Genomic DNA, 7,114 nt, shown 5'->3' with positions numbered 1-7,114 from the left:
GCCGGCGGCCCAGCCATGGCTGGGCCGCCGGCTGGACCCGACTGTGGTCCCGCACGGCGTTCGAGATGAGCCTGGTGTTCAAGAGCGTGGCATATCTCATCCTCATGATTTTGGGCCTCGCCTTCGCGATCACAGTCCTGATGGTGTCGGGCGAGATCTACGGCACCCCCGTCCATCTGGTCACCCGCGTCGTCGTCGAAGCCTTGCAGGGCGCGTTCGGTCTCGTCGCCATGATCGTGGCCATCTACTATTCCGGCGAGCTCGTCTGGCGCGACAAGGACCGCAAGGTCCACGAACTGATCGATTCCTCGTCGACGCCCGACTGGACCTTCCTGCTGCCCAAGACCCTGGCCCTGATCCTGGTCCTGGTCTCGATCCTCGTCGTCGGCATGATCGCAGGCATCGCGATGCAGACCTTCCGCGGGATATTCGACTATCAGATCGACAAATACCTGCTGTGGTACGTCGTTCCGGGCACGATCACCTTCGGCCTGACCGCCGTCCTGGCGATCGTGGTCCAGTCCCTGTCGCCCAACAAGTTCGTCGGTTGGGCCATCATGGTGGTGTTCCAGATCTCGCGCATGGTCCTGCCGGGACTGGGCTTCGACCATATCCTGTACCGCTATGGCTCGACCATCGGCGTGCCCCTGTCGGACATGAACGGCCAGGGCAAGTTCTGGCAGTTCGCCGCCTGGACCCAGGCCTACTGGATCGCCTTCGCCATCGTCCTGCTGGTGCTCGCCTACGCCATGTGGCGGCGTGGGGCCGAAACCCGCTACTGGCCTCGGCTGAAGCGTCTGCCTCACCGGCTGATGGGGCCGGCCGGCGTCATCGGCGGCGCGGCCCTGGCCGCCTTCGTCGCGCTCGGCGTCTTCATCTTCGTCAATACCAACGTCTGGAACGAATACCGCAGCCGCACCCAGATCGAGACCCTTCAGGCAAATTACGAAAAGACCCTGCTGCGTTTCGAGAACACGCCGCAGCCGACGATCACCGATGTCAGGCTGAACCTCGACCTGGACCCGCATGCGCCCCGCGTCGAAACGCGCGGCTCCTATGTCATCGAGAACCGCACGGGGGCTCCGCTGTCGGAGATGCACGTGCGCTGGAACGACGACCTCGATATCCGGGCCCTGACGGTTCAGGGCGGGCGAATGGCGCGCGAATGGCCGGAGTTCTACTACCGCATCTATCGCTTCGACACGCCCATGCAGCCGGGCGAGCGCCTCACCGTCAGCTTTGATACCGTGCTGGAACAGCGCGGCTTCAAGAACAGCGGCAACACCACCCGCCTGGTCGACAACGGCACCTTCATCAGCAATGCCGAGTTCGCGCCCATGATCGGCATGTCCCGCCAGGGCATGCTCACCGACCGGGCCAAACGGCGCAAATTCGGCCTGCCGCCGGAGCTTCGCGTCGCCAAGCTGGAAGACCTTTCGGCGACGGGCAAGAACTACATCGGCGCCGACTGGGTCAACGCCGACATCACCGTCACCACCGATGCAGACCAGGTTCCCCTGGCACCGGGCTATCAGCAGTCTGACGTCACCCGCGACGGCCGCCGCACGGTCCGTTTCGTGACCGAGGCCCCGGTGCTGTATTTCCTGTCGGTCCAGTCGGCGCGCTACGACATCACGCGCCAGGCCCACAACGGCGTGGAGATGGTCGTCTACCATGACCCCGACCACACCGGGAACGTGCCCCGGATGATGCAGGCGCTGACCAACAGCCTCGACTATTTCGGGACGAACTTTTCGCCCTATCAATTCCGCCAGGCGCGGATCAGCGAGTTCCCGGCCTACGCCACCTTCGCCCAGTCCATGCCCAACACCTTTGCCTGGTCCGAAGGGTTCGGCTTCATCGCCGACTTCTCGGACACGACCAAGATCGACTACGTCACCTATGTCGCCGCCCATGAGTTCGCGCACCAGTGGTGGGCACACCAGATCGTCGGCGCGGAGATGCAGGGCATGACCCTGCTGAGCGAGACCCTGGCCCAGTACTCGGCCCTGATGGTCATGGAAAAGATGTACGGCCCGGACAAGATCCGCCGCTTCCTGAAGTACGAGCTCGACAGCTACCTGCGGGGTCGCGGTACCGAACGGATCGAGGAACTGCCGCTCCAGCGGGTCGAGAACCAGCAGTACATCCATTACCGCAAGGGTGCCGTGGTCATGTATTTGCTGCGCGACCAGATCGGCGAGGCGGCGGTCAACCGGGCTCTGCACAACCTGGTGACCCGCTATGCCTTCAAGGGCGCGCCCTACGCCCGATCGACCGACCTGATCGCCGCCCTGCGCGCCGAGGCTCCCGCCGACAAACAGGCCCTGATCAGCGACCTGTTCGAGAAGATCACCCTGTATGACGTCAAGACCACCGCAACGGCGGTCCGCCAGCGCGCGGACGGCAAGTGGGAAACGACGATCACCGTCAATGCCCGCAAACTCTATGCCGACGGCAAGGGTGTCGAGACCGAGGCCCCGCTGAACGAGACCTTTGACATCGGCGCGTTCTCGGCCGAGCCGGGCAAGGGCGCGTTCGACCGCACCAACGTCCTGGCCTTCGAGCGCCGTCCCCTGCGCTCGGGGACCCAGACCTTCCGACTGGTCACCGCGGCCAGGCCCGTCTGGGCCGGCGTCGATCCCTATAACAAATGGATCGACCGCAACTCCGACGACAATCTGAAGAAGGTGGATTGATAACATCCCTTCTCCCCTTGTGGGAGAAGGTGCCCCGTAGGGGCGGATGAGGGGTCACACCGACCTCTGATTTGGCTGGTGTTTACCGGCCCCGACCGCGTGACCCCTCATCCGTCAGCCTACGGCTGCCACCTTCTCCCACAGGGGGGAGAAGGACTGACTACTGCGCCTTCACCCGTCGCCTGAACGCATGCAGCAGCGGCTCGGTGTATCCGTTCGGCTGCTCCACCCCCTCGAACACCAGGGCCCGTGCCGCCTTGAACGCCAGCCCGTCCGTATCCGACGCCATCGGCCGATACAGGGGATCGCCCGCATTCTGACCGTCCACCTTGGCCGCCATCCGCAGGAAGGCGGCGTCGACCTGTTCGGCCGTGCAGACCCCGTGCAGCAGCCAGTTGGCGATATGCTGCGAACTGATCCGCAGCGTCGCCCGGTCCTCCATCAGGCCGATGTCGTGGATGTCGGGCACCTTGGAACAGCCCACGCCCTGGTCGATCCAGCGCACGACATAGCCGAGGATCCCCTGCGCATTGTTGTCGAGCTCGTCGGCGATGTCCTGTTCCGACCAATTCGCGCCCTGCGCCAGCGGCGGCGTCAGCAGGTCTGTCAGTCCGGGAATGGGCCGCGTCGCGACCTCCTTCTGGACCGCGAACACATCGACGGCGTGATAATGCAACGCGTGCAGGGTCGCCGCCGTCGGCGACGGCGTCCAGGCGGTGTTGGCCCCGGTCCGGGGGTGGCCGATCTTCTGCTCCAGCATGTCGGCCATGCGGTCGGGCGCCGCCCACATCCCCTTGCCGATCTGCGCCCGGCCCGACAGGCCGCATTTCAGGCCGATGCCGACGTTCCTCGCCTCATAGGCCGCGATCCAGGCCGAGCCCTTGACCTCGGCCTTGCGGATCATCGGACCGGCCTGCATGGCCGTGTGGATCTCGTCGCCTGTGCGGTCCAGGAAGCCTGTGTTGATGAAGACGATCCGGTCCTTCACCGCATGGATGCACGCGGCCAGGTTGGCGCTGGTCCTGCGCTCCTCGTCCATCACCCCAACCTTGATCGTGTACCGCGCCAGACCCAGCAGGTCCTCGACCGCATCGAACAAGGCGTTCGTGAACGCCGCCTCCTCGGGTCCGTGCATCTTGGGCTTGACGATATAGACCGAGCCCGCCGCCGAATTCTTGAACCCGCCCAGACCGCGCAGGTCGTAGATCGCGATCAGGGAGGTCACGATGGCGTCCAGTATCCCTTCCGGTGCCTCAGACCCGTCCGCCAGCCGCACCGCCGGATTGGTCATCAGGTGGCCGACGTTCCTGACGAACAGCAGAGACCGGCCCTTGAGCACCACCTCGCCGCCCTCCGGCCCCGTCAGCACCCTGTCCGCCTCCAGCGTCCGGGTCAGGGTCTGGCCGCCCTTCTGGAACGAGGCCGCCAGATCACCCTTCATCAGCCCCAGCCAGTTGCGATAGGCCTCGACCTTGTCCTCGGCATCGACCGCTGCGACCGAATCCTCGAGGTCGCAGATCGTCGACAGGGCCGATTCCAGCAACACGTCGCTGATCCCCGCCGGATCGGTCCGCCCGATCGAATGGTCGGCGTCAAACACCACCTCGATATGAAGGCCGTTGTGTCGGAACACCCGCGACCGGTCGGTCTTGCCGACATACTGACCCGGATCGCGGATCGCGATGCCGTTCGACACGTCCGTCAGATCGGACCACGAGCCCTGCTCAAGCGGAACCGCCTCGTCCAGGAACGCCTTGGCCCGCGCCACGACCTTCGCTCCCCGCGCCGCGTCATACGGCCCCGAGATAGGTGCCTCGCCCAGGGCGTCGGTGCCGTAGAGGGCATCATACAAGCTCCCCCACCGCGCATTGGCCGCGTTCAGCAGGAACCGCGCGTTCAGGATCGGCACCACCAGTTGCGGCCCGGCCAGGGTCGCCAGCTCGGGATCGACATTCTGCGTCGTGATCTGGAACGGCGCGGGCTCCTCGACCAGATAGCCGATCTCCCTCAGGAAGGCCTCGGTCGCCGCCGGGTCGTTCGCCTGCCCCCGCCGCCCGCGATACCAGGCGTCGATCTGCAACTGAAGCGCATCGCGCCGTGCAAGCAGCGCCCGGTTCTCCGGTGCGAACCGGCCGAACACATCCGCCACCCCGACCCAGAACCCGTCCGCTGCGATCCCCAACCCGGGCAGCACCTCGGTCTCGACGAAGGCGGCGAGTTCCGGCGCGACGCCCAGGCCGGCGCGGTCGAGATAGTCGGTCATGCGGGTGTCCCAGAGACGGTTGGAGCGTCCCTGTAACATTCCGTGATGACGCGAGGGAAGTCGAGGATTTTCCCGCTCACAGACGCCGCAACGCTATTTCGCGTCGGCTCCGCTCAGCACGGCATCGCAGTCGCGCCCCGAATACAGGCCGTTCATATAGTACCAGCGTTGCCGCGCGATGACCCGCTCGGCTTCGCGGCGCTCGGCATCGCGCCGGGCCATCGCGCCCATGGCATTGCCCAGCAGCCCCAGGCCGGGCACGGCGCGGCCGGCCCCCGACATCAGCGCCCCCTGCATGGCGACACTGGTCGCCGCATTGATCGCCTGCTCCGACGAGAAGACCCCGCCCTCGGGTGCCCCGCCCAGGTTGCCGGCCAGTTCGTTGGCGTTCTGGACGATCTGCTGGCAGGTCAGGCTGGTGTCGCCGACCTGGATGATCGCGCCCTGCTGTGCCGTCGCCGGCGAGACGCCGCCGACCAGGGCGACCGTCGCCACCACGCCCGCCGCCCATTTTGGAGCCAAAGTCATGTCATCCTCCCGGTTCGCGCCCATCGCCACCGGCCTGAATTTAGACTGCGGCCCTGTCCGACGGCACTGACGATGCCTGACCGAGGGTGAGGGCTGGCGTTTCGACGACTGCGCGCCCACCCTTCCAGGCATGACCGTCCCGCTCCGCATCCTGCGCCTTCACTGGGTTCTGCTGCTCGCCCTTGGGGTGGCCGTTGCGGTGGGGATCCTGACGCCGGGACACTGGCGCGGGCTCACGCGCGCAGCCGCCGGATGGGACGCCGGGGTCGCACTCTATCTCGTGATCACGATCGTCAGGGTGGCCCGGACAGGATCGACCGACGGGATTCGCCGCCGCGCCGCCGAACTGGACGACGCCGGCTCCGCCGTCCTGCCCCTCAGCCTGTTGGCCGCGATCGCCAGCATCGCCATCGTGGTCGGAGAGGCCGCGACGGCACCGGAATCCCGCGCCGCCTCGACTGCGGCCCTGGTCCTGGCCACGGTCGCCCTGTCATGGTGTTTCATCCACCTGATCTTCGCCCAGCACTATGCCCACGGCTTTTACGGGCTCGGTGACACGGGGGCCGACGACACGTCGCAAAGCCGACGCGGCGGCCTGATCTTTCCGGGCGAGGACGACCCCGACTACTGGGACTTCATCCATTTCGCCCTGATCATCGGCGTGGCCTGTCAGACGGCCGACGTTCAGATCGCCGACCGTCGATTGCGCCGCATCGCCTCGATCCACAGCGTCACGGCCTTCGTCTTCAACACCGTGATCCTGGCCCTGGGCGTCAATTTCGCCGTCAGCCTGCTGGGGAGCTGACGCCTACAGATACCAGTCCTGGCCGTGGAACCCGCGTACGCCCTCCAGGTCGAGCATGTAGCGGCCGATGTGCGGCGACAGGTCGAAGGCCATGTCCGTGTCGGACAGATCGATCTCGTCCGCTCCCGGCAGGGTCTGGGGCCCGGCATCCTTGACCGCCGGTTCCTCGCCGATCGCGCCGGTTGCCCAAAGGATGTCGGACGCCACCAGCGTCGTGTTGGCCAAGCCGATGACCATGTCGGTCGAGCCGTTGCCGCCCAGGTCCACGAACAGGAACGACCCCCCTTGCAGATAGGCGATGCCGAAGGTGTCGGCCGCACCTGTCCGCACCAGACGCAGGTCCAGCCTGTCGGTCCCCGACACGAAGCCGAAGATGCCGTCCGTCGCCGCCGCCGTCGAATCCGAGGCCGCCACATAGACGAATGTATCCGCCCCCGCGTCGCCGAACATCGCGTCTGCCCCACCACCGCCGGTGATGGTGTCGTTGCCCGCTCCGCCTGCGATCGGATCGGCCAGGCTGGTCCCGATCAGGGTGTCGGCGACGCCGGACCCGACCATGTAGATGCCGAACCCGCCAGAATAGATGAAGTCGGTACCGTTGATCGCCCGTCCCGCCGCCGTGGTCAGGAAACTACCGCCCGCCGTCTCGGCATAGACGAAGCTGGAGCCGTTGTCGGTCCTCAGGATCGAGATCGAGGTCGCACCGATCAGGTTGAGGTCGATCCGGTCCTCGCCCGTCACGAAGTCGTACAGGTTGTCGAACCCGGTCGTCTGGTTGGAATCGCCTCGCGACTCGTAACGGAACACGTCCCGCCCGGC

General features: G+C 66.2%; 5 protein-coding genes. 2 read left to right on the top strand and 3 right to left on the bottom strand.

Annotation, left to right across the window (positions count from 1 at the left end):
* Nucleotides 1-2,699, top strand: a 2,699-nt coding sequence (locus JHC99_RS16235; RefSeq protein ID WP_292155618.1) for a M1 family aminopeptidase, incomplete at its 5' end; no start/stop codon positions are given.
* Between the two features lie 160 nt (nucleotides 2,700-2,859).
* Here the strand turns inward: JHC99_RS16235 and JHC99_RS16230 are convergent.
* Entirely contained in the window at nucleotides 2,860-4,962 is a 2,103-nt protein-coding gene (locus tag JHC99_RS16230) for a malate synthase G (RefSeq protein ID WP_292155616.1), read from the bottom strand.
* Between the two features lie 93 nt (nucleotides 4,963-5,055).
* Nucleotides 5,056-5,490, bottom strand: a complete 435-nt coding sequence (locus tag JHC99_RS16225; protein ID WP_292155614.1) for a hypothetical protein — start codon at nucleotides 5,488-5,490, stop codon at nucleotides 5,056-5,058.
* 130 nt (nucleotides 5,491-5,620) lie between these two features.
* On the opposite strand from JHC99_RS16225, the gene JHC99_RS16220 reads away from it, so the two are divergent.
* Nucleotides 5,621-6,295 (top strand): DUF1345 domain-containing protein, encoded by a 675-nt coding sequence (locus JHC99_RS16220; RefSeq protein ID WP_292155611.1) that lies wholly within the window; start codon nucleotides 5,621-5,623, stop codon nucleotides 6,293-6,295.
* 3 nt (nucleotides 6,296-6,298) lie between these two features.
* On the opposite strand, the gene JHC99_RS16215 is transcribed toward JHC99_RS16220, so the two are convergent.
* Nucleotides 6,299-7,114: M10 family metallopeptidase C-terminal domain-containing protein (locus tag JHC99_RS16215; protein ID WP_292155608.1), on the bottom strand; the 816-nt coding region annotated here is incomplete at its 5' end.

The organism is Brevundimonas sp., assembly GCF_016463485.1.
In the GTDB taxonomy this organism is placed as follows: Bacteria; Pseudomonadota; Alphaproteobacteria; order Caulobacterales; family Caulobacteraceae; genus Brevundimonas.
Note: the sequence above shows the minus strand (reverse complement) of the source record. Positions and strands in the feature narration are given on the sequence as shown.